At 50.4% G+C, this 21,944-nt stretch carries 22 protein-coding genes and 1 riboswitch; of the genes, 18 read left to right on the forward strand and 4 right to left on the reverse strand.

Features of this window, described 5'->3' with window-relative positions:
* Window positions 1-97 precede the first annotated feature (97 nt).
* From pulA to BBB58_RS05765, 11 genes are all read left to right on the forward strand, one after another.
* Window positions 98-3,019 (forward strand): type I pullulanase, encoded by a 2,922-nt coding sequence (gene pulA / locus BBB58_RS05715; protein WP_074036081.1) that lies wholly within the window; start codon window positions 98-100, stop codon window positions 3,017-3,019.
* Window positions 3,020-3,163: 144 nt separating this feature from the next.
* A complete protein-coding gene (locus BBB58_RS05720) occupies window positions 3,164-3,361 on the forward strand; it encodes a hypothetical protein (RefSeq protein ID WP_074036082.1) in 198 nt (65 codons plus the stop codon).
* A 74-nt stretch (window positions 3,362-3,435) separates the two neighbouring features.
* On the forward strand, window positions 3,436-3,678 hold the full coding sequence (locus tag BBB58_RS05725) for a hypothetical protein (RefSeq protein WP_074036083.1): 243 nt from the start codon (window positions 3,436-3,438) through the stop codon (window positions 3,676-3,678).
* A 97-nt stretch (window positions 3,679-3,775) separates the two neighbouring features.
* Window positions 3,776-4,852, forward strand: a complete 1,077-nt coding sequence (locus BBB58_RS05730) for a nitric oxide synthase oxygenase (RefSeq protein ID WP_074036084.1) — start codon at window positions 3,776-3,778, stop codon at window positions 4,850-4,852.
* Between the two features lie 14 nt (window positions 4,853-4,866).
* A complete protein-coding gene (locus BBB58_RS05735) occupies window positions 4,867-5,286 on the forward strand; it encodes an RDD family protein (protein WP_074036085.1) in 420 nt (139 codons plus the stop codon).
* 125 nt (window positions 5,287-5,411) lie between these two features.
* Window positions 5,412-6,263 carry a DegV family protein gene (locus BBB58_RS05740; protein ID WP_074036087.1) on the forward strand — a complete coding sequence of 284 codons (852 nt, stop codon included), beginning with the start codon at window positions 5,412-5,414 and terminating at the stop codon, window positions 6,261-6,263.
* Between the two features lie 20 nt (window positions 6,264-6,283).
* A complete protein-coding gene (locus BBB58_RS05745) occupies window positions 6,284-6,610 on the forward strand; it encodes a thioredoxin family protein (RefSeq protein ID WP_074036088.1) in 327 nt (108 codons plus the stop codon).
* A gap of 86 nt (window positions 6,611-6,696) precedes the next feature.
* On the forward strand, window positions 6,697-7,098 hold the full coding sequence (locus BBB58_RS05750; protein ID WP_074036089.1) for a (4Fe-4S)-binding protein: 402 nt from the start codon (window positions 6,697-6,699) through the stop codon (window positions 7,096-7,098).
* Window positions 7,099-7,112: 14 nt separating this feature from the next.
* Window positions 7,113-8,006, forward strand: coding sequence for a DUF5996 family protein (locus BBB58_RS05755; protein ID WP_244150686.1), 894 nt, complete (start codon window positions 7,113-7,115; stop codon window positions 8,004-8,006).
* The gene (locus tag BBB58_RS05760) at window positions 8,007-8,279 is read left to right on the forward strand and encodes a GNAT family N-acetyltransferase (protein ID WP_074036091.1); all 273 of its coding nucleotides are present in this window, start codon (window positions 8,007-8,009) and stop codon (window positions 8,277-8,279) included. It begins immediately after the preceding gene.
* A 15-nt stretch (window positions 8,280-8,294) separates the two neighbouring features.
* Entirely contained in the window at window positions 8,295-9,377 is a 1,083-nt protein-coding gene (locus tag BBB58_RS05765; protein WP_074036093.1) for a low temperature requirement protein A, read from the forward strand.
* A 30-nt stretch (window positions 9,378-9,407) separates the two neighbouring features.
* Here the strand turns inward: BBB58_RS05765 and BBB58_RS05770 are convergent, their stop codons facing one another.
* From BBB58_RS05770 to BBB58_RS05780, 3 genes are all read right to left on the reverse strand, one after another.
* Entirely contained in the window at window positions 9,408-10,133 is a 726-nt protein-coding gene (locus tag BBB58_RS05770; RefSeq protein WP_047795005.1) for a hypothetical protein, read from the reverse strand.
* Window positions 10,134-10,217: 84 nt separating this feature from the next.
* Window positions 10,218-12,539 carry an ABC transporter permease gene (locus tag BBB58_RS05775; RefSeq protein WP_074036095.1) on the reverse strand — a complete coding sequence of 774 codons (2,322 nt, stop codon included), beginning with the start codon at window positions 12,537-12,539 and terminating at the stop codon, window positions 10,218-10,220.
* A 12-nt stretch (window positions 12,540-12,551) separates the two neighbouring features.
* Window positions 12,552-13,250, reverse strand: a complete 699-nt coding sequence (locus tag BBB58_RS05780; protein WP_074036096.1) for an ABC transporter ATP-binding protein — start codon at window positions 13,248-13,250, stop codon at window positions 12,552-12,554.
* A gap of 161 nt (window positions 13,251-13,411) precedes the next feature.
* Here BBB58_RS05780 and BBB58_RS05785 point away from each other — a divergent pair, with 161 nt between their 5' ends.
* A complete protein-coding gene (locus BBB58_RS05785; RefSeq protein ID WP_074036097.1) occupies window positions 13,412-14,242 on the forward strand; it encodes a DegV family protein in 831 nt (276 codons plus the stop codon).
* A gap of 288 nt (window positions 14,243-14,530) precedes the next feature.
* Window positions 14,531-16,210, forward strand: a complete 1,680-nt coding sequence (locus tag BBB58_RS05790) for a sensor domain-containing diguanylate cyclase (RefSeq protein WP_074036099.1) — start codon at window positions 14,531-14,533, stop codon at window positions 16,208-16,210.
* A gap of 45 nt (window positions 16,211-16,255) precedes the next feature.
* On the opposite strand, the gene BBB58_RS05795 is transcribed toward BBB58_RS05790, so the two are convergent.
* Complete coding sequence (locus tag BBB58_RS05795) at window positions 16,256-16,897, reverse strand: homing endonuclease associated repeat-containing protein (RefSeq protein WP_074036101.1); 642 nt, start codon at window positions 16,895-16,897, stop codon at window positions 16,256-16,258.
* Window positions 16,898-17,349: 452 nt separating this feature from the next.
* Between BBB58_RS05795 and BBB58_RS05800 the strand changes: the two genes are divergently transcribed.
* The 5 genes from BBB58_RS05800 to ribH all read left to right on the forward strand — a co-directional run bounded on the left by BBB58_RS05800 (window position 17,350) and on the right by ribH (window position 21,888).
* The gene (locus BBB58_RS05800; protein ID WP_074036102.1) at window positions 17,350-18,162 is read left to right on the forward strand and encodes an undecaprenyl-diphosphate phosphatase; all 813 of its coding nucleotides are present in this window, start codon (window positions 17,350-17,352) and stop codon (window positions 18,160-18,162) included.
* Between the two features lie 80 nt (window positions 18,163-18,242).
* Window positions 18,243-18,385: riboswitch (FMN riboswitch) on the forward strand.
* A gap of 152 nt (window positions 18,386-18,537) precedes the next feature.
* Window positions 18,538-19,602 carry a bifunctional diaminohydroxyphosphoribosylaminopyrimidine deaminase/5-amino-6-(5-phosphoribosylamino)uracil reductase RibD gene (ribD, locus tag BBB58_RS05805; protein ID WP_074036103.1) on the forward strand — a complete coding sequence of 355 codons (1,065 nt, stop codon included), beginning with the start codon at window positions 18,538-18,540 and terminating at the stop codon, window positions 19,600-19,602.
* Window positions 19,602-20,243: a riboflavin synthase gene (gene ribE / locus BBB58_RS05810; RefSeq protein WP_074036105.1), complete on the forward strand. Its 642-nt coding sequence runs from the start codon at window positions 19,602-19,604 to the stop codon at window positions 20,241-20,243. The genes ribD and ribE overlap by 1 nt, the downstream gene beginning before the upstream one ends.
* A complete protein-coding gene (locus tag BBB58_RS05815) occupies window positions 20,243-21,427 on the forward strand; it encodes a bifunctional 3,4-dihydroxy-2-butanone-4-phosphate synthase/GTP cyclohydrolase II (RefSeq protein WP_074036106.1) in 1,185 nt (394 codons plus the stop codon). Before ribE ends, BBB58_RS05815 begins: the two co-directional genes overlap by 1 nt.
* The gene (ribH, locus tag BBB58_RS05820) at window positions 21,424-21,888 is read left to right on the forward strand and encodes a 6,7-dimethyl-8-ribityllumazine synthase (protein ID WP_074036107.1); all 465 of its coding nucleotides are present in this window, start codon (window positions 21,424-21,426) and stop codon (window positions 21,886-21,888) included. Before BBB58_RS05815 ends, ribH begins: the two co-directional genes overlap by 4 nt.
* Window positions 21,889-21,944: the final 56 nt, after the last annotated feature.

Consider the following 21,944-nt stretch of genomic DNA (forward strand, 5'->3'; position numbering starts at 1 on the left):
CTCTACTTTACTAAAATAACATTGCTTCACTAAAAGAAACCGTTTACAATTTCTGTGTAAGCGTTTTCTCAAAATAGTGCTACAAGGAGGGACCCTCATGGTCAAAAAGCAATGGAAACCCGTATGGGCAGTTGTGCTAACGTTTGCACTGATTCTGTCAATGTTTCCGATGTCGACGTCTGCTTTAGATAAAGGGAAGTCGACGCTTGTCGTCGTCCATTATCAAGAGGCGCCGGATAACGAAAAGGATTGGAACTTATGGCTTTGGGCGAACGGCCCAGATTACTTCCCGAACAAAGGCTTCACATTCAACGGGGAAGATGCATTCGGAAAGGTGGCGGCTTACGAATTCCCAGTCGATTCACCTGAAAAAATCGGTCTCATCGTCCGCACGGATAATTGGGACAAAGATAAAGGTTCTGAGAACGACCGCTTCATCACAAGCGATATGATTCAAGATGGTGTCGCTGAAGTGTGGATCAAGTCGGGCGATCCGACCATCTATACATCGAACCCGGACGGGGAGACGGCTTCGACGGAAATCGATATGAAAGTTCATTATTTCCGTTACGACAATACATATACGGACTGGGGTCTTTGGGCTTGGCCGGAAGGTGGGGACGGGCAGAGCATCGCCTTCGATGAGGCTGATGATTTCGGTGCCGTCGCGAACGTGAAACTCGCCAACCCGGAATCGAAGAAACTCATGGGCTTGATCACGAAAAAAGGAGAATGGACGGAGAAGGATGGGGAAGACCGATTCGTTCTCGGGACTGCGAAAGAGATTTGGCTCGTTGAAGGAGATTCGACAATCTACTATTCAGAGCCACAAATCGATCGCTCTCCAAAACTTGTCTCGTTCTCGGCGGACACGTTCCGTCAAGCAACACTCACAACGAATCGCGTCATCACGGATGCGTTCATCGATGAATTGAGCGTAGACGGGGCAACGGTGGAATCGATAAAAAAAGCTAGCGACAAGTCGGTGACGATTCAATTCAAAGCAGACATCGATTTAGCGAAAGTCATCAAAGCCTCGCACCCGGAGTTCGGAGAACAGACGCTCCAGGCCGGCAAAGTTCTTCGTTCGAAAGAATTCGATGCGAAATATGCATACGACGGTAAACTCGGTGTCACGTACCAAAAGTCGAAAACGAAGTTTGTCCTCTGGGCACCGACGGCTCAACAAGTCGAGCTCGAACTGTGGAACATGCCGACGAACCGACCGACGAACGACAAAGATATGAAGAAAGTGATTCAAATGAAGCGCGGTGAGCGCGGCACGTGGGTGACGGAAGTTCGTGGTGACCTGGACGGCATCGGTTATACGTACCAAGTGACCCATGCGACAGGGAAGGTCCGTGCGGTCGATCCGTATGCGACGGCTGTCGGCGTGAACGGTGACCAAGGTGTCATCGTCGATTTGAAAGAGACAGATCCAAAACGTTGGAATTCGATGAAACCGAAGTTGAAACAATCGACGGACGCGATCATCTATGAGACGCATATCCGTGATTTCTCCATCTTTGATGTGAAGACGGACAAATACGACTCAGGGATCCAAAACAAAGGAAAGTATCTCGGTGTCATCGAACCAGGAACGCGTCTTCTCGTTGACGGAAAGAAAACGGCAACAAAGACAGGGCTCGATCACGTCAAAGATCTCGGCGTGACACACGTTCAGTTCATTCCGGTCTATGACTTCAACACGGCCTCCGTCGATGAGACGAATCCGATGGCGACGTACAACTGGGGATATGACCCGAAAAACTACAATGCACCAGAAGGGTCGTATTCAACGAATCCTTACGATGCGAAAGTACGCATCATGGAAATGAAACAGATGATTCAAGGATTGCATGACAACAATTTACGTGCCATCATGGACGTCGTATACAACCATATGTTCGATGCACAGGCGTCGAACTTGCATAAAATCGTACCGGGTTACTACTACCGCTACACAGCGGGTGGTGACTTTGCCAACGGAACAGGTGTCGGAAACGATACGGCTTCCGAACGGGCGATGATGCAAAAACTGATCGTCGACTCGGTCGTCTATTGGGCAAAAGAGTACCATTGGGACGGATTCCGTTTCGACTTGATGGGAATCCATGACGTCGACACGATGAACAAGGTTCGTTCGGAATTGAATCGAGTTGACAAGTCGATTCTCGTCTTCGGAGAAGGATGGGACCTCGGTACGCCGCTCGATGCTGAATTAAAAGCAAATCAAAAGAACGCCTACGACATGCCGGGCATCGCCCACTTCAATGACAACATCCGTGACGGCTTGAAAGGCAGCGTCTTCTTCGATGAGGACAAAGGATTCGTCAACGGAAAAGAGGGCATGGAAAATCGCGTGAAGACGGGAATCGTCGGTGAGATCGCTTATAGCGACACGATTAAAGGATTCACGAAAGAGCCGACGCAAGCCATCACGTACGTTGAAGCCCATGACAACCACACGTTATGGGATAAGCTGGAGTTGACGAACCCAACCGCATCAGAATTAAACAAGACGAAGATGCACCGACTCGCTTCAAGCATCATTTTGACGAGTCAAGGGACGACATTCCTCCACGCTGGACAAGAGTTCATGCGCACGAAGGAAGGCGACCACAACTCGTACAAATCACCAGACTCAATCAACCAGCTCGATTGGAAACGGGCGGCCGACCGCAAGGCGGACGTTCAATACATGAAAGGCCTGATTGAGATGCGTAAAGCCAACCCAGGTCTTCGGATGACAAAAGCGAGCGATGTAAAACGATTCTTGACGTTCCACAAAGCGGAAGCGAACGTCATCACATACACGATTGACGAAGATGCACCGGGTCAAAAGAACGACTTGTTCATCACACATAACGCCAACCCGACAAATGTCCAAGTCACCCTTCCTAAAGGGAACTGGAACGTGATTGTCGATGGCGACCGTTCCGGAACGAAGACAATCAAGCGCGCAACTGGAAAAGTAAGCGTGCCTGCATACAAGACGTTCGTCCTCGAACGGAACTAATCATTGACCCCACTTTGAAACGAGTGGGGTTTTCTAATGGAACAATTATGGGTAATTGGTAATTGATGCTTTAAAAACTAGTTTTTTGTATGAATACGAGAATTTCCGTTTGAAACTTCCATCTCTTTCGAAAGGAGAGGTTGTATGGCGATTTTCAAAAAGTGGATTCATCGCGTCAATGGTGATGTCACGGATATGCTGTCAGCTGGACCGATTCTCCCGTTCCATGTGGATTCGCTCTTGATTGAACAGTATCCGGATGCCATTTACGTGCTCGATACAAATGGTCGACTAATCGATTCGAATGAAAAGATGGGACTGCTGTTCGATAACTGCGCATGATCTCCAGCCGATGCGGAAGAGTTTGCGCCGTATCACGAACAGGCGTTAACCCGAGAAACGGTTCATCCTGACGATTGAGAGCGGTTGACTCAAGCAATTCAGACGTCACGTTCATCATTCGTTTTGCATCCGGTACAGACTTGCCTGTCCGCTTACGTCGAATGACTGAAGTGACGAATGGGCTGTATCAATATGCCGCCGACTACGAATCAAGTCCGACCATCGAGGCGCAAATGACCGCCCTCGAGCAGGAAGTGAGCGAAAACGAAGAAGTCACCGACTACATCGAACTCGTCCATCAGCCAGAGCGGTCTTGAGTATCCGACTTGTCTTCTGTGAGAATAGATAGTTGAAACAGGGGTCTCCTTTTCTCTAAGATGGAGAAAGAGAGAATCGAGTGAGGAGACCTTAGATATGAATCTGTATGAACAAGCGAGCGACTGGATGCGGCAATGGCATGACGACCCTTCCGAACGCCTCCGAGAAATCAAAGATGAAATTGAGCGCACGGGCACCTATTCATTGACGACGGAAGAGTTGTGTGAGGGTGCCAAGGTGGCGTGGCGGAATTCGAATCGTTGCATCGGCCGCTTGTTTTGGCAGACACTCCATGTGATTGACGCACGGGACGCCGATACGTTTGAGGCTGTCTACACCCATCTTGTCGACCACCTTCGGTTCGCCACGAACGGCGGAAAAATCCGTTCGACGATGACGGTTCTTCCGAACGAGTTCAAACTATTGAACACACAATTGATTCGGTACGCGGGATATGAGACACCTGACGGAATCATCGGAGACCCGATGTCCGTCACGATGACGAAGCGCGCGAAAGAACTCGGATGGGTCGGAGCCGGCACGCCGTTCGATATCCTCCCGCTCATGATCACGGACGGGCGAGACGTCCGCTTGTTTGAGTTGCCGAGTGAGGCCGTGCTTGAGGTGGACATTCGGCACGAGGATGTGGACTTGTTTGACGGACGGACCATCAAATGGCACGCAGTCCCAGCGATTGCGGATATGGAACTAGAGATCGGAGGTCTACGGTTTACCTCGGTCCCGTTTAACGGCTGGTATATGGAGACGGAAATCGGGGCAAGGAATTTGGCCGATACGGACCGTTATGATTTGTTGCCGCTCGTCGGACGGTCACTCGGGCTCGATACGACGAAAGAGCGGTCGCTTTGGCGCGACCGGGCACTCGTCGAATTGAACATCGCCGTCCTGCAATCGTTCGAGCGGGAAGGTGTGACCATTGTCGACCACCATACGGCTGCCAAACAGTTCAAGCGGTTCGAAAAAAACGAACGGGACGCGGGGCGTGACGTCACCGGGCAATGGAGTTGGCTCATCCCGCCTCTCTCTCCTGCGACGACGCACGTTTTTCACGAGCATTACGACAATCAGATCAAGACACCGAACCTGTTTGCTCGAAGTGGATGTCCGTTCTCAGGGTTTCGTCAGCCGGTAAAAGAGGAATTGAAAGGCTAGAACCGAGAGAAAGGATGATTGCTGTGGCAGTCCCACTTTGGAAACGAGCCGTCGCTGGTCAAATCGACCAACTCGTCTTTCAGACACCGGCAAAACTGATTGAAAAGGCAGTCCGTAAGAAGATTTGGCCAGACAAAGAAGTGAAACGGTATTACTTACCGACCGTTGTGACGATGGCCGGAGAAGTCTATTGTATGTTGTATCGAAACGGTCAGACGATAGGAGACCGTGTCGTCGGAATTAAGGTCGTGAGTGCGGATGGACGCCCGCTTTCATTGGAGCAAGTCATCAAGCGGACACTCTATAAAGACGTCGTCTACCCGGCGACGCTTGGGATTCCGCTCATCCGTGCACTTCAACAGATGAAGTCGAATAAAGACCTCGAGTTGCCGCATGATGAGTTCGCCCATACAAAATTGATCTCGACCAAATGAAGAGGAGCAGGGCGACCGTGTGTCGCTCTGTTTTTTCGTCCCGTTTGGTCGAGTAGGAATAGCGGCGGGAAATAAGGTATAATGGGATTGAAAAAAAATGAACGACTATTGGAGGCTTTTTAGTTATGACAAAAATCGCATGGATTACCGACAGTATGGCCAACTTCTCTCAAGAAGAGGCAGCAAGTCTCGGTGTCGATATCGTTCCGATTCAATTGATCGTGGACGGGAACGGCTATAGTGAAACCAAACTCTCGCTCGAAGACCTACATCGGTATATGATTGACCAAAAGAAAGAAGCGAAGACGTCACAACCGATCTTCGGAGATTTCATCGCCCGCTACGAACGCTTGAAAGAAGAGGGATATGATTGTGCCATCGCCGTCCATTGCTCGAATGGATTGAGCAGTACGGCGAAAAATTCGAAAGCAGCTGCCGAAGCGGCTGACTTTACCGTGTATACCATCGACTCGCATGCCGCACTCGAGGCGCAACAAGAACTCGTCCGAATCGGCAAGGCCGCTGAAGCCGAAGGCAAGTCAGTGGAGGAAATCGTCGCCCTTCTCGAAGCATGGCGTGATAAGAAGAACTTCTTCATGATCATCGGAAACATGGAAACGATGCGCCGAGGCGGTCGTGTTTCTTCCGGTGAGATGTTCCTTGCGAACATCTTGAACATCAAGCCGATCATCACCCTCGATGAGACGGGGAAAGTCATCCCGTTCAAAAAGGCCCGTTCATTGAAGAAGGCTTATGCGGAGATGGTCGGTGAACTCGAACGTCGTCACGCGGAAAACGGTGTGAAGGACAATCGGGTGTTCGTTCAGACGGCACTCGCACCGAACATGCAAGATGACCTCGTCGCACTCATCGAGTCGAAATTACCAGATCTTGAAGTCGTACGGACTCGATTCTGTCCCTCGATTGCGGTACATGCCGGATTTGAGACGGTCGGTGTCTTGTGGCTCAACTCTTAATTAAGTAGGAGGAATGCAAGATGGAAGCAATGACAACCTTGACTGGATTGAATGAACGGATTGCGAGCACGGAACAGCTGCTCGTCTACGTGTCACATCCGGGATGCAGTGTCTGTCATGCGCTGAAACCTCAGATTGAAGAGATGCTCCATCAGTTCCCAGAAATTGTGGCGGTCGCGGTAGACTCGGATGAAGTGCCGGAAGTCGCAGGCGCCTTCTCCATCTTTACCGTGCCGGTCGTCCTCTTTTTCATCAACGGGAAAGAAATGCTCCGCCGGGCACGATTCGTGCCGATCGGCGAACTGACGCATCAACTCGAACGCATGCAAGAAATGAGACAAGCGTGAATATGACCCATCATCCTGTCATGGGATGATGGGTTTTTTTCTTTTTGTTTCGGGTAAATACCCGCAAACACATAAGGGGTGATTCGATGCGAGGCAAACAATACGTGGGAGAATCGATTGATGTGTACTATGATGTGTCGCTCTGCGTCCATGCGGCGGAATGCGTACGGGGATTGCCGGAAGTGTTCGATACGAAACGGAAGCCGTGGATCTTACCGGATGGGGCCGAGGCTCCTGATGTCGCGACGGTGATTGAACGCTGCCCGAGCGGTGCGCTGCAGTTCGTTCGGAAGGATGGTGGAGATGCGGAGGAACCGGACGTCCCGACGTCTGTTAAATTAAACGACTGGCAACAAATCGAGGTGCGTGGCGACCTTCAAATCGAGCAAGGAGATGAGGTCATCTCCACGTATCGGGCCACGCTCTGCGGGTGTGGACAATCCGGGAAGCGACCGATTTGCGACCATAGTGGCGCGTGTAAAGGATGAGAGGATGATGGATGATGCAGATTCCACTACACTCGGACTGGCATGATACAAAGTTGACCTTGCATTTGATTTCCCAACTACTAGGGAAGATTAGACTCCAACTGGCCCCACCTGAGCCGCAATGGGGGCATGTCTCGCTACCGCTCACGGTTAATGGGTTCACGACGGGGCTGTTGTTTGAAGGGGAACGGGCACTCCAGCTTGATGTGGATCTACTAAGTTCTTGCCTTGTCGTTCATGTCGAAGATCAGACAGACGCCATCCCGATTGAAGCGAGGAAGACAATCAAGTCCTATCATGACGACTTATTCAATCGACTGCGGACGCATGGGGTCGACATACGCATCAACCCGAAACCACAGGAGATGACCTTCCAAGGACTTCTCGATACGGATGAGACACCGCTCGCTTATGATGCGGCGTATGCCCGGCAAGGATTAAGGCTGTTTCAACGGGCGGCGCACGAACAGCTGACGTACCTATCGAAGCTACGATGCCGGAAAATCAAACCGGCACTCTTTTGGGGGACGTTCGACGTGTCCTCGCTCGTCATCTATCCGATCGAGCATCCGTTTCCGGAAGACAAAGTGATCGAGCGCGTCGCCTTCGATGAACAGTTGATTGAATTCGGATTTTGGCTTGGGGATGATGTGACGGAACGACCGAGCTATTTTGTCTTGCCTTATCCGTTCCTGTTCAGACCGCTACCGACCGATACGCTCAAGCCGGAAGCGGCTTATTATGACGCGGAGAAGAGTGAATTTTTCTTGCCGCTTTTTGAAGGAACGAGTGGGGAAGTCCAAGCGTTTTTGTCTACATCGTTTGACATCTTGATGGACGAGATGGATTGGACGATGCGTGACCATTTCTTTATCCCGCTAAAACTAGAAGAGGAGAGTGGTGAGTAAATGGAAATTAAACAGAAGGAAAATACGTTTTACGTCGGGGACGAGGCGAAGCCATCGGCAGAACTGCACTACGTGCCGACGGGGGCGGACAAACTGATTGTCGATCATACGTATGTCAGTGATGAACTTCGAGGACAGGGAATCGGAGAGAAACTTGTTGTCGCCGTGGTCGAATATGCTCGGGAAGAAGGAAAGACGATTATCCCACTCTGTCCCTTTACGAAAAATCAGTTCGACCGACATGCCGAGTATCACGACGTGTTGGCGAACTGAACCGGGGTGGGCTAGATGGAAGAAAAACGAGCCACATGGTTAGAGCTCTTCTATGACCTGGTTTATGTCGCTGCGATTGCGACGGCGACCCATGTCCTTCTTCATACCCATCATGGTGTCATCCCGTTCGAATATGCCTCGAAGTTCGTCCTCATGTTCATCCCGATTTGGTGGGCGTGGGTGGGGCAGACGATGTTCATCAACCGCTTTTTCGAAGATGCGATTCACCAGCGGCTGTTCGTAATTGGACAGATGATCTTCGTATTGATTATGACGGCGAGCTTGAGCGTGGATTTTGATGACTACTACTATTCATTTCTCATTGGCTACTTAGGTTTGCGCGTCATGACGGTCTTGCAGTATACGATGGTAAATCGACGTATTCAAGACCCGGCGGCACGCTTTTTAGGCACCTATTTTTGGATTGGATTCGGCGTCTCGTCGTTGTCCATCTTTTTTGATGGAAGCTTGCGCTACGTCGTGCTGTATCTCGGGATCATCATCGATTTGATTGTACCGATCATCGGTCGGAAACGCTTGGCCATGACGCCCATAAACTTAGGATATTTGCTCGAACGCTTTGGTCTTTTGACCATCATCGTCTTAGGGGAATCCATTATCAGTATCTTGGCGGTGCTCGAGCCGCAAGACGGGGATATTCGGTCTATCAGCTTTTCGATTTTAGCATTCATCGTGCTCATCGCCATTTGGTGGCAATACTTTGACAACATCGAAAAGAAAGTGGACAAAGACGCGGTCGGGACCGGTCAAATCATTTTGTACGGTCATCTGTTCATTTGGATGTCACTCAGCGTTCTGGCGAGCATGATGAAACTGATGTATCTCGGGGAGTTGGATGAGCGCTTTGAAGTGATGGTGACGTTCGGTGCCGTTCTCGTCTACTTTTTGTCGACGACGCTCGTGTTTCACAATCATCGCTTCCCGGAAAGCCGGTTGCACTGGGGCTATTTCGTGTTTTTCGTCGCGCTCATTCTCGTGTTTACCGGCCTCCATCTATTCGTCCTCGTCTCACCGTTAATCATCATGATTGAACTCGCCATCTTCTTCGCCATCTATGCGAAACTGACGACCACATAAAAATGGAGCGCCGTGGGGCGCTCCATTTTCTTATTCTGCTGCTTGTGGGACGAGATAAATCAAGCCAAACGGGTTATGCAACAAGTTGTCGATGGTCGTCCGCTCATCTTCTCCCATCTCGACCGTGAAGGCGCGACCGTCTTCAAAGGCGAAATGGTCGCCATCGCCGAACATCGCGCCACCTGAGATGAGGTGGAAGTTGAACGAATGGATTACGTGGATGGCATCTTCAATGTCGAGTGTCATCGGCACAGCCACGTCTGCATGACCGAACGCTTTCATTCCCCATGACATATAGGCGTTCTCTTCTTCTGTGATAGCCGTGAGAAGCGAATAGTCGAGTGCGAGGTCTTCTTCTTTTGATTCTTGCCACTCGTCTTTCGAGTAAGAGACACCAGCTGACTCGACCATGACGCCAACTCCACCTGCGTTTAAGACGGCGTTTGCGGCACGACGTGCAGCGGCGACGTCTGTCAAATCGTTGACGTCGACAATCAAGTAGACGACATGCGTATGACGAGCGATTCCTTTCGCGACTTTCGGGGTGAACCCGCCAGAACTCGCGTGAATCATCGCCTCGGCGAGAGCTGGGTCACGTTCGACGACTTCTACGGTGAACGCCTTCCCTGTCTCATCTTCGAGCAACAACAGACCGGCCATCGTGTAGCCTTCACTATGTAAACTGATTTGTTCGCTGACGCCTTCTGCGGAAGACCAGTTTCCGGGAATGGCGAGCATGACTTGTGTACGATTCATGTGTATCATCCTTTTCTGCAAAAGTCAGGTCTCTCCTCAGGAGAGACCTGGTCTATCTCTTATTATGCCCTATTTTGGCATGAATTATTCTTGATACGTCTTTAAAACTTCCTGAAGTGGGATTTGATCGATTTTTCGGCGGCTGATGAATGTACTCATGAAGAAGAGGAGAACGACTGCACCGAGCGTATAGACGATATAGATCCATTCAAATTCAAGTGGGAGCACGAGCCCATAATCTTCCGCGAAGACGACGACGATGACCCGAAGCGTCAACAGGGCGATGGGGATGCTCAAGAGGGCGGAGATGAGCGCGTAGATGAAGTAGCTGTTCAAAATCATCGAGCGGACTTCCCGTTTTTGATATCCCATCACTTTCAACAAGGAGATGACGTAATAGTTCTTCTCGACCGTCAGTGCCGTCAAGACGAACAGGATGCTGAAAGCGATGAGGGACGCCCCACCAATCAAGACATTCATCATGAAATTCATATATTGGTTGATCGATTCGGACTGATCGATCAACCCTTGGCGTGACAGAATAGTCGAATAGTCCGATTCGCTCGGACGCTCCGTCGCATAGATACCGTTGAACAGGTCATCCGTTGCGCCAGCGGTGAGAAGTTCACTTAACGTCGCCCGGGGCAAATAGGCGAAGTCGCCAGAGAATTCATCGGCAATCCCGATAATAGGATAGGTCAACGTGTCCCCGTCGAGTGCGACATCGATGTCTTGACCCACATCGAGGTCGAGTTTTAGCGCGAGTGAGGAGGAGACGACAAGGCCGTCGGGTTCAAGTGTCAACACATCCCCATCTTCGTTTTGGAGTGGGAACAAGGTGTTGTCGAAGTCTAGTCCCTTCAAGGTGATCAGGTTATCTTCGACAAAGGCGAACGGATAGGTGAGGAACGGTTCTTGTCCCGCTTCTAAAACCGGTGTCCCGTCTGTATACGCCTCGTATTCATACACCGCTTCGTTCAATCCGCCAACGGTCATACGGTCGACGGAGCCGTTCATCATGAGGGCGAAAACGATGAGAATCGTCGAGAAGAGGATCCCGAGAAAGAAGATGAGAAAACTCCCCGTGCTCTTGACGGCATACAAATATTTGAACTTCGTCTTGCCACTCGCCCGTCTCAACAGGCGACTGACAAGTCGACTGAGTCGATTCAATGAGACATTGTCCCGTGGTGACAAGAGGGCAAGGGCGCTCTCACCCATAATTTTATAGATGACAGCTCCTGCAACGAGCGCAAAGAAGAGGAGCGGGGCGAACACGGCTGTCACGAACACGAGTGGACTTTGGGCGATGGTGATGGACGGTAAAAGATAGAAGTCGAGATAGAGTTCTTTCAACGGGTTCGCGAAATAAAGCCCCAGGAAATAACCAATGATGAGCATAAAGAATGCGAAAACCAAGATGAGCACCAAGTAAGGCGATGCGATTTGCCGACGACTATAACCAATCGCCTTCAACAGTCCGATTTGTCCTCGTTCCGCCTCGAGCATATTTGAGATCAGGATGGCGACGATGATGACAGCGATGGAAACGATAAAGAGACTGAGTCCGAGCGCCATCGCCTTGCCGGATGAAATCTCACTGTAGATGGCACCACTTCGGATAATATTTTCCGTCTCCATGACCGAGACGACAAACGGGAGGTCTATGTCGGTCTTGATCGCTTGATCGGTCACACCGGACAGTCGGAAAGACTCTTGCCCGATGAATGTTTCGAACGATTCATCCGTCATCAAGAGGAGGGTCTGTGAACCAGGGTCCAAGTTGAAGAAGTTATCATCGAAGAGTGGGAGCGTATAGTCCGGAAAGAGGACAAATCCACTCACCGTGAACGGTTTGCCGATGTCGATTGTGTCTCCGATGTCGATACCGTTCTCCTCTGCATATTTTTTATTGAGGGCTACTTCGTCATTCGCGCTCGGTCGATCACCGGCTTCGAGGTAGGAGCGGTTGATCGTGTCTGATTCTTTGACGATCAATCCCCGATGTTCAATATCATCGAACGTGTAGGTGATGGCTTTTAAGTCACGGAGTTCAATCGTAGCATCCGGCATCTCCTGTTCGACGGCAGCGATTCGCGATGCGATCAGACGATTGAAGACTTCCGCATCGGCTTGTTTGATGTCAGCCAATGTGAACGTTCCTGTTTCCGCGAGCGTGGCGACAGCGGGGTCGCGTAACTCCTCTTCCGTCACCCGATTGAGCATGTCAATCGCAAAGTCTTCCTGATTCGATTCTTCCAGATACTCTTCAGTCGGGACCTCGATTCCACTTATGCCATAGAACATCATCGTGTACGTGAGTGAACTCATGACGATGATGATGGCGATGGCGAGGAGTTGCATCCACTTCCGATTTAATGTCTTCCAGACGTTTTTATACAGCATGTCGCCACCCCCTTATCCCCAATGGATGTCACGTGCCGCGACCCGGGTCTCATGATGGGTCACCTCCACGATTCGACCGGAGTTCATCTTGATGACATCGTCCGCCATCTCACTGATTCCATTATTGTGTGTGATGACGACGACTGTTTTTTGATACGTTTTGTTCAATCGTTCCAATAGTTCGAGTACTCTCTTCGAATTTTCCTCGTCGAGTGAGCCCGTCGGTTCGTCACAAAAGATGATGGCGGGATTTTTGGCGAGGCTGCGGGCGACGGAGACACGTTGCTGCTCACCGCCCGATAGTTGATAGGGGTATTTATCACGTGCCGCTGTGAGCCCAACTTGTTCGAGCAATTCATCAATCGGCAGCGGGTCTTTCGTTAAGTCAGAACCAATTTGTACGTTCTCATAGACGGTCAAGTTTTGAAGAAGGTTGTATTGTTGGAAAATGAAGCCAAGATGGTCGCGTCGAAAAGCAGTCATCTGATCGACGGATAGGTCGGTCAGCACGGTGTCGCCGAACGTGATCTTACCTGAGGTGACCGTGTCGAGTCCGCTGATGACGTTGAGCAGTGTACTCTTCCCGCTCCCGCTTGGACCTAGGATCACGACGAACGCGCCATCCCGGATGGTGAGGTCGATGTCTTTCAAGGCGGCCGTTTCCACGTCGCCTGTCTTATAGATTTTGCTGACGTTCCGTAGTTCGATCATGCCACACACGCCTCCTTTATTTGTTATCTAAGGTATACCCTTTTCGAGAAGTGATTGGACGAGCTACACATAGGATGTTTTGAAAAAATAGTGAAACCGCTTCACCTGTGATAAAATAATATAACCAGGTACTAAAAACTTTTTTTAAGGGAGAACTCTTTATGAAGATTGCTTACATCACGGACAGCACGATTGTCCTTCCAGATGCATTAGCGCAACATCCTGACATCCACATTGTCCCGCTCTATGTCGTCAAAGGGGACCAGCCGTATAAAGATGGAATCGACGTTGACGCGAAAACGGTTTACGAGTGGATTGACGCGGGAGAGCGCGTCTCGACGAGTCAGCCCGCGATCGGGGATTTCGTCACACTCTATGAAAAATTGAAAGAAGAGTACGATATGGGCATCGCGATTCACCTATCGTCTGACCTGAGTGGGACGTATTCGGCGTCCGTTCAAGGGGCTGAGATTGCGGAGTTCAAGTTGCTCGCCTTCGATTCACGGGCAGGTATCTATACGATGGGACTCATGTTCGAGGAGTTGATTGAACGCGTCGAAAGAGGCGATGCGCTTGAAGACGTGGAAGCATACATGAAGAAGCGCGTCGAGGACGTCCGCATCGAATTGACGCTTCAAAATTTGACGCAGATACAAAAAGGCGGTCGAATCTCTAAATCGAAGGCGCTCATCGGGAACATGCTTCAATTGAAACCTGTACTTCGATTCGAAGACGGTTTGATTGTCCCGTATCAAACGGTCCGCACATACAAGAAAGCACAAGCCCATTTGTTCGAAGTGTTACGTGCGGCAATCGAGTCCGGTGAATGTCAGGACGTCTCGATTTTCCACGGAAATGTCCCTGAGCTTGCTGAGGAGTGGAAAAAACAACTCGGTGACACGATTCCGATCAGAGTTGATACACTCGCACCACTTCTTGGGGCGCATACGGGATCCGGGTCAATTGGAATTTCTTATTTGAAAGCGAAATAATGATTAAGGGCGGTCCTCCTACGAGGATCGCCCTTTTACGTATTCTTTTGTTTCCGCAAATAGAGAAGTGTGATAGTGAGCGAATAGATGATCAAAAACGTGATCAGAAATAGAGAAAAGTCCATGGTTAGCCCCCTTTATCCAAGTTGTTGCCGACATCTAGAAAAGCGAAACATCAAATTGGGAATCATTTCAATATTTCATTGTCTCAACTTTCAAACAATTGCTGGAATGTTTTTGCATTACGTGTCATACTAGAAAAAATGAACGAGAAAAGGGGGGAAGACGATGCGATTTCGGAAGTACCTAGTTCGGAGCTGGTTCGCGTGGACGCTCGTCTTCACGGGAGTGATGTATTTGACTTTCCAAAACCTTGAGGCGTTCGACTGGCCGTTGTTTTGGTTCATCTATACGCTTGGGGCATTGTTCGTCATGAATCCTTTAAAGCGCAGGCATCTTCACTTCACGTTCCATGAGATGTTTGTCTTTATCACATTCTTTTTATACGGACTAGCGCCCGCACTGTTGATGGGGCAATTGCTCCTCTTCACGTTTCAGGCGCGAGCCTTCAATCGTCGCGTCGGGCGACGACGGTTCCTTCATTTCTATCCGCTCAACACGGTGATTGAATGTCTGCTCGTTCTGTTGCCGGGGCTCGCCTATATCGCTCTCGGTGGACGGATCGGAGAGCCGATTCATTTGATGCAACAAGGCGTGGCGATGTTGGCGTTTTTAGGCACCTTGTTCCTCGTCTTGACGATGAGTTTTGCTTTATCCTACTTCATGGTTGGAGAACGGATCCCGTTCCCGATTATGTGGCGATTGATTCGCTTTGATTGGCTCGTCGTGTCACTCGAGCTTTTGTTCTCGATGATTGCTATCGAGTCGTATCTCGTCTTCGGTTATGTCGGACTCATCGTCACGTTCTTCGTACTATCTGTCCTAAAGATGACGATGTCGAAAGCGACGGAGACGGAAGAAACCAAGTCGAGAGTCGATCAAGTCGAACGCTTGAAAGAACAGCTGTACCGCGTGGACAGCGAGCAATTGTTGATTGAGAAGTTTTGGAACGGTCTACGTGATATCGTCGAAGTGGAGCGTGGTTGGCTACAGGTCAATCGAAAAGGGGAGCGGACGTTTTATGATATGACCGGTCGCGTCATCCCGAGTGTGCCGGATGCCTTCACGATTGAACGGTATCATGATGAGGACGAACCGTGTTTCGTCTATGACTCGCTCCATGAATGGCATCCTGAATTGCAGCGAAACCAACAGGAACTACACCATTCGGCGCTCGTCATCCAACCCGTTTGGGGAGCGGAGACGGCGGTCAGCTGCATGGTATCGACGACGGCAAACGGGGCATACGAAACTCCGATTGCGGTTGAAGTGAACCGCCTCCTCAAGACGTTATCTTGGTCAATCGAACGCATCGATGAACGCAAACGTTTGCAACACGAGAGTTTGACAGATCCGTTAACGGGATTACATAATCAGCGGGCACTACGACGTTGGACGAAAGAACGTTTGAACGATGTGGCGTCCTATCCGCTCTCTGTTTTCTTGATCGATTTGGACCACTTCAAATCGATCAATGACACATACGGTCATGCATTCGGGGACGAGGTGTTGATTGAAGCAGGTCAACTCTTTACTCGCAATGTTCGAGCGACGGACTTGGTGACGCGCTACGGAGGCGAAGAGTTCGTGTTCGTCTTCCCGAGAATGGATGAGGCGGCCGCCAATCTGGTCGGCGAAAAGATACGAAACGCCTTGAAGCGCCATGATTTTGGGACAGAAGGCACGCGCATCACGGTGACGGCGAGTATCGGGATTGAAACGATTTATGAATATGAAGACCTCGATACAGTCTTGCGACATGCGGACCGGGCCATGTATGTCGGGGCGAAATTTAACGGGCGAGATCGTGTCGCCCACTATCATGATCTGTCGACAGAGGTCAGATGAAAGGAGGATCCCCAAAATGGTTGATCCTCCTTTCGTATGAAATGATTATGAGTTCGTATTATAAAGTTCAGATTCAACCGCATGAACGGCGGCTGACCAGGAGCCATAGCGATGCAAGATCGCTTTCGTTGAAGGTTTGTTGTTGCGCTTTGCCCATTCACGGTAAGCTTCGAATGAGAGCGAGAAGCCCATTTCCTGAATGGCTTCACGAAGGGCGTTCGAGAGTTCTGTTTTCGAATAGGTCACACTCGCCTCAAGTCCTGCCTCGGCACAGGCATCATGCCACGAACCGAACGTCTTGACTATATGATAATGGCTCGGTGCCTTCGGATGGAGCTTTCGCCATTGCTGATACTTCTTCAAGGTGATGATCGAGCCCATGTCTCGCGAATAAATGGCGAGCGTCTCGATGATGTCCTCGCGTGTATACTTCGGCATTTTGTCTGGCAATTCGACGGTTGACTCTCCATGCCATTCATAGCCTGCGATGGCAAGTGCCTCAGCCCATGACCCGAACTGACGAATGATCGACTCAGGAGACGGCCAATTCTGTTCCATTGCGAAGCGGCGATAGACAGAACGGCGTGGACGTTCCTTCAACAAGTCCCCGAGAAGACGAATGCAATGGATCATCCTTTGCTGTTCGGTAGACAAGTGATGGGATTTAGTGGATAGCGTTTGATTCAATGATGGTTCCTCCTTCCGTGGACTCAAATCTGAACCGACAAAAAAAAAAAAATGCTCCTACAATCATACTATCGGATTGTTTTTCGGATTTTTTTACGTGATTTTGAAAAATTTTAAACAATTCCTAGGAATTGGATAGGACTAAAGTCGCAGTAAAAAATTTCAAAAAATGGTAACAGTTCTATTACAAATTAAATCGAATTTCGAGAGAAATGTAAACATAAAGTTTTAATCACCCAAATTTGTAATATTTTAAAAAAAAAGTACCCAGCTGGAGAGTTGGGGTCATCGCCTTCGCTCCAGATGAGTACCCTTCTATAATAAATTTAATTTTCAGACTAATCAATCAAATATTGAAATTACGGCAAAAAAATTTTAATGGCTGGTCAATGAAAGACCGATTCTGCTAAAATAGCCGCATTGAGTGAAAAACAGAAAAGAGGATCATCACTATGACAGTTTGGTTATTTTATACGTTACTTGGATTGATTCAAGGGTTCACAGAGCCCATCCCGATTTCATCGAGCGGACATCTTGTCATCTTCCAAGAACTATTTAACATTGACTTGCCGGGATTGTCATTTGAAGTTTTCGTAAACTTTGCATCGCTTCTTGCGGTTTTAACAATCTATCGTCAAGACGTCGTTCGTCTCATCATGAGTTTGTGGACGTTTTTATTTAAGAAAGACCGTTCGGATGAGACGATGGTCGACGTGAAGTTCATCGGGCTGTTACTTGTCGCGACCGTTCCGGCCGGTGTGCTCGGTGTCCTGTTTGGTGACTGGATCGCCGAGGTGCTCGGTGGCGTGGCGACAGTCGGCTATACACTCATCATTACGGGACTCGCCCTCTGGTTCATCCGGAACATGCGAGGAAACAAGGGCGACGGTGGCATTACGCTACGTGACGCCGTATTGATCGGACTTGCTCAGGCCGTGGCGCTCATTCCTGGGATCAGCCGTTCCGGGGCGACTATCGTCATGGCGATGCTCCTCGGGATCAAACAGGAATCCGCGCTTCGGTTCTCGTTCTTCCTGTTCATTCCGATTAGTCTCGGGACGATGATCTTGGACGGTCCGACGTTGTTCACAAACCCAGACACGCGTGATTTGTTCGGTCCGCTCCTTTTGGCATTTATCGCATCATACGTGTTGACGGCCATTTCATTGAAGTGGTTCCAGCACATCATGGCAAAAGGCGAATTGAAGTATTTTTCATATTACTGCTGGATTGTCGGGCTTCTCGTCGTCCTCTTTCTCGCATAATCGAGGCGCTACTCTCACGAGTAGCGTTTTTTGTTTTGTTAATTAAAAACAATTGCGATACAGTAAACCTGTACAAACAAATATTCCTTCGGGGTCGGGTGAAATTCCCAACCGGCGGTGATGGGCCTATGCCCTAAGTCCGTGACCCGGGCGCACGTGTGCGAACGGTGGATCTAGTGAGACTCTAGAGCCGACAGTATAGTCTGGATGGGAGAAGAAACAAAAAACAGGTCCACGTGACCTGTGCTTCGTCGTACGCTTTTCTGTATAGAAAACGTTTATTTGGCTTGCCAAAATTCGACGAAACCCTCCCACCAAGACCCTAAGGACTGCTCCTTAGGGTCTTTTGTTTGTACGGAAAAAGGAGGGAGAACGATGAAACAGTACATGGAACAGGCCATTCAATTGGCGAAATCAGCCGATGGACAGACCGGTGTCAATCCACTCGTCGGTGCCGTTCTCGTGAAAGACGGACGTATCGTCGGAATGGGTGCCCACCTTAAGGCGGGCGAACCACATGCTGAAGTGCATGCGATTCGAATGGCCGGTGCGGCTGCATCCGGGGCGACTTTATATGTCACGCTCGAACCGTGCTCGCATCACGGTAAGACACCACCGTGCGCCGATTTGATTGTAGAATCGGGCATCAAACGTGTCGTCGTCGCCATGAAAGATCCGAATCCACTCGTCGCAGGCAATGGGATCGTGCGCCTGCAAGCGGCCGGTGTCGAAGTCGATGTGGGTCTGCTTGAGGAAGAGGCGCGTGCCTTGAATCCGGCATTTTTGCGGTCGCTTGAGACGAAACGACCATACGTCATCTTGAAGACGGCAACGAGCCTCGATGGGAAAGTTGCCTTAGAGACGGGGGAGAGTCAATGGGTGACGAGTTCGGAAGCCCGTCGTGATGTGCATGAACTTCGTGCCACGGTCGATGCGATTTTGACCGGGATTGGAACGGTACTCGCGGATGACCCATCGCTTACGGTTCGATTGGACCGCGTGACGCGACAGCCGAAACGAGTCGTGCTCGACCGTGACCTGAGGTTACCGCTCGCTAGTACGTTAGCACGTACCGCCGAAGACGTCCCGGTGCTCCTCTTCACTTCGTCAGATGAGGCAGAACGACGTGAACGAGCTCAAGCCGTCGGTATCGAATTATTCGATTATACGTCACTCGGCACGGTTCTTGAGACGCTATACGCAAATGGGATTGGGCGTGTGTTGATCGAGGCCGGACCGACGCTTGTCACCTCACTACTTGACGGAGGCTACGTGGATGAATGGGTCGCCTATCAATCACCACGGGTGTTCGGTGGGAAGCATGGCGTCTATCGCTCACAGCAGGAAGGGACGATCGATGTGATATCCCGTTTTACGATTCATCAGGTCGAAACGATTGGACCCGACCTGAAAGTCGTCCTTCGAAAGGGGGCGCTCTGATGTTCACGGGAATCGTAGAAGAAATCGGAGCGGTCAAAGCGGTCAAGCGCAACGGACCATCTTTACGACTCGTTTTGTCCGCTGTGAAAGTGCTTGAGGATGTGAAGCTCGGGGACAGCATTGCCGTGAATGGGATCTGTCTCACGGTGACGACGTTTGATGACGCGACGTTCTCTGTCGATGTCATGCCAGAAACATTGAAGGCATCGAGTCTAGATGGGGTCAAGCCTGGAACACCTGTCAATCTCGAACGAGCGATGCCGGCGAACGGACGGTTTGGCGGACATTTCGTATCCGGTCATGTCGACGGGGTCGGGCGAATCACGAAGAAACGTCCTCTCGCGAATGCGGTCTATGTTGATATCCAGTGTGACCGCGCGCTCCTTTCCTACATTGTCCCGAAAGGCTCGATATCTGTAGATGGAACGAGTTTGACTGTGTTTGACGTGTCAGAGCGTGGGTTTACCCTGTCCTTGATTCCACACACATACAGCGAGACCGTGCTTGGGATGAAACAGACGGGTGATTTAGTCAATTTAGAATGTGATCTGTTAGCAAAATATATGGAAAAGATCGTCGGGCAGTCGAAGATGACGCTCGAGTCTTTGGCGGAACAAGGATATGGAAAGGCGGGATGGTAATGTTTGATTCGATTGAACGGGCGGTTGAGGAACTGAGACGAGGACGTCCCATCATCGTCGTGGATGATGAGGACCGTGAGAATGAAGGGGACTTTGTCGTACTCGGTGACAAGATGACACCGGAAACGATGAACTTTTTGATCACGGAAGGGAAAGGACTCGTCTGTAGCGCCGTAGCAGAAGAAGTGGCAGTTCGTCTCGACCTCGCGCCGATGGTGACGAACAGTACAGACCCACACGGTACCGCCTTCACGGTCAGTGTCGACCATATCGATTCGACGACTGGTATCTCGGCGAGTGAACGGTCTCACACCGTTCGTGAGTTAGCGAACCCATCGTCCCATCCATCCGATTTTCAACGTCCGGGACATCTGTTCCCGCTCATTGCGAAGAAGGGAGGCGTCTCCGTTCGCCGAGGTCATACCGAAGCGTCTGTCGACCTGGCGCGACTCGCAGGAAGTGAGCCGGTCGCGGTCATCTGTGAAATCATTCGAGAGGACGGGGAGATGGCACGCGTACCTGATTTGGTACAAGTCGCTGAACGCCACGGGTTGGCATTCATCACTATCGAAGCGTTAGTCCGATATATGGAGGAGAACCTCGTCACACGTGTTGCGGACGTGTCCCTACCTTCCTCAAAAGGAACGTTTCGCATGATAGGGTATGAGAATCGAATGGACCGTGAAGAGCATGTGGCGCTCGTGACGGAGACACTTGAGGAGGTCCCGCTCGTTCGCATTCACTCCGAATGTCTGACCGGTGACGTCTTCGGTTCGTTCCGATGTGATTGCGGTCCGCAACTGGACACGGCGATGGCACGAATCGAGCAGGAATCGGGCATCGTGCTCTATATGCGTCAAGAAGGGCGAGGCATCGGACTGTTGAACAAACTGAAGGCGTACGCCCTTCAAGAGAATGGATTGGATACGGTCGAGGCGAACGTGGCACTAGGGTTTCATCCGGACCTTCGGGACTATCGGGTGAGCGCGGCGATGCTTCGTGATCTTGGCGTCACCCGTGTCCGGCTCATGACGAACAACCCCGATAAAGTCGATGCCTTGGAATCATGTGGCATCACAGTCGTCGAACGCGTTCCGATTCATGTCGGTGCGCATGAAGCGAACGAATCGTATCGCCTGACGAAACAACTCAAAATGAATCATATTGGAGGAACATGGACATGACCTATACATTTGAAGGAAACTTAGTTGGAGAAGGCTTAAAGATTGGAATCGTCGTCGGACGGTTCAACGACTTGATCACGATGCGTCTGCTTGACGGGGCGAAGGATGCCTTGAAACGTCATGGAGTGAAGGAAGAGGATGTGTCGCTCGCTTTCGTCCCAGGAGCATTTGAACTTCCGCTCGTCGCGAAAAAAATGGCGATGAGCAAACAATACGACGCGGTCATCACGCTCGGAGCCGTCATTCGTGGTGCGACCCCGCATTTTGATTACGTCTGTAACGAAGCGGCAAAAGGGATCGCCCAGGCGAGCTATCAATCCGAAGTCCCGGTCATCTTCGGCGTGTTGACGACGGAGACGATTGAACAGGCGATTGAGCGTGCAGGAACAAAAGCAGGCAACAAAGGGTGGGAAGCGGCGACTTCTGCCATCGAGATGGCCAATCTGTTAAAGCAAGTCTAATCAAAACCGGGTGGCGACCACCCGGTTTTTCAAATGGGTAAACTAGGATAAAAAAA

The organism is Exiguobacterium profundum (genome assembly GCF_001909285.1).
In the GTDB taxonomy this organism is placed as follows: Bacteria; Bacillota; Bacilli; order Exiguobacteriales; family Exiguobacteriaceae; genus Exiguobacterium; species Exiguobacterium profundum.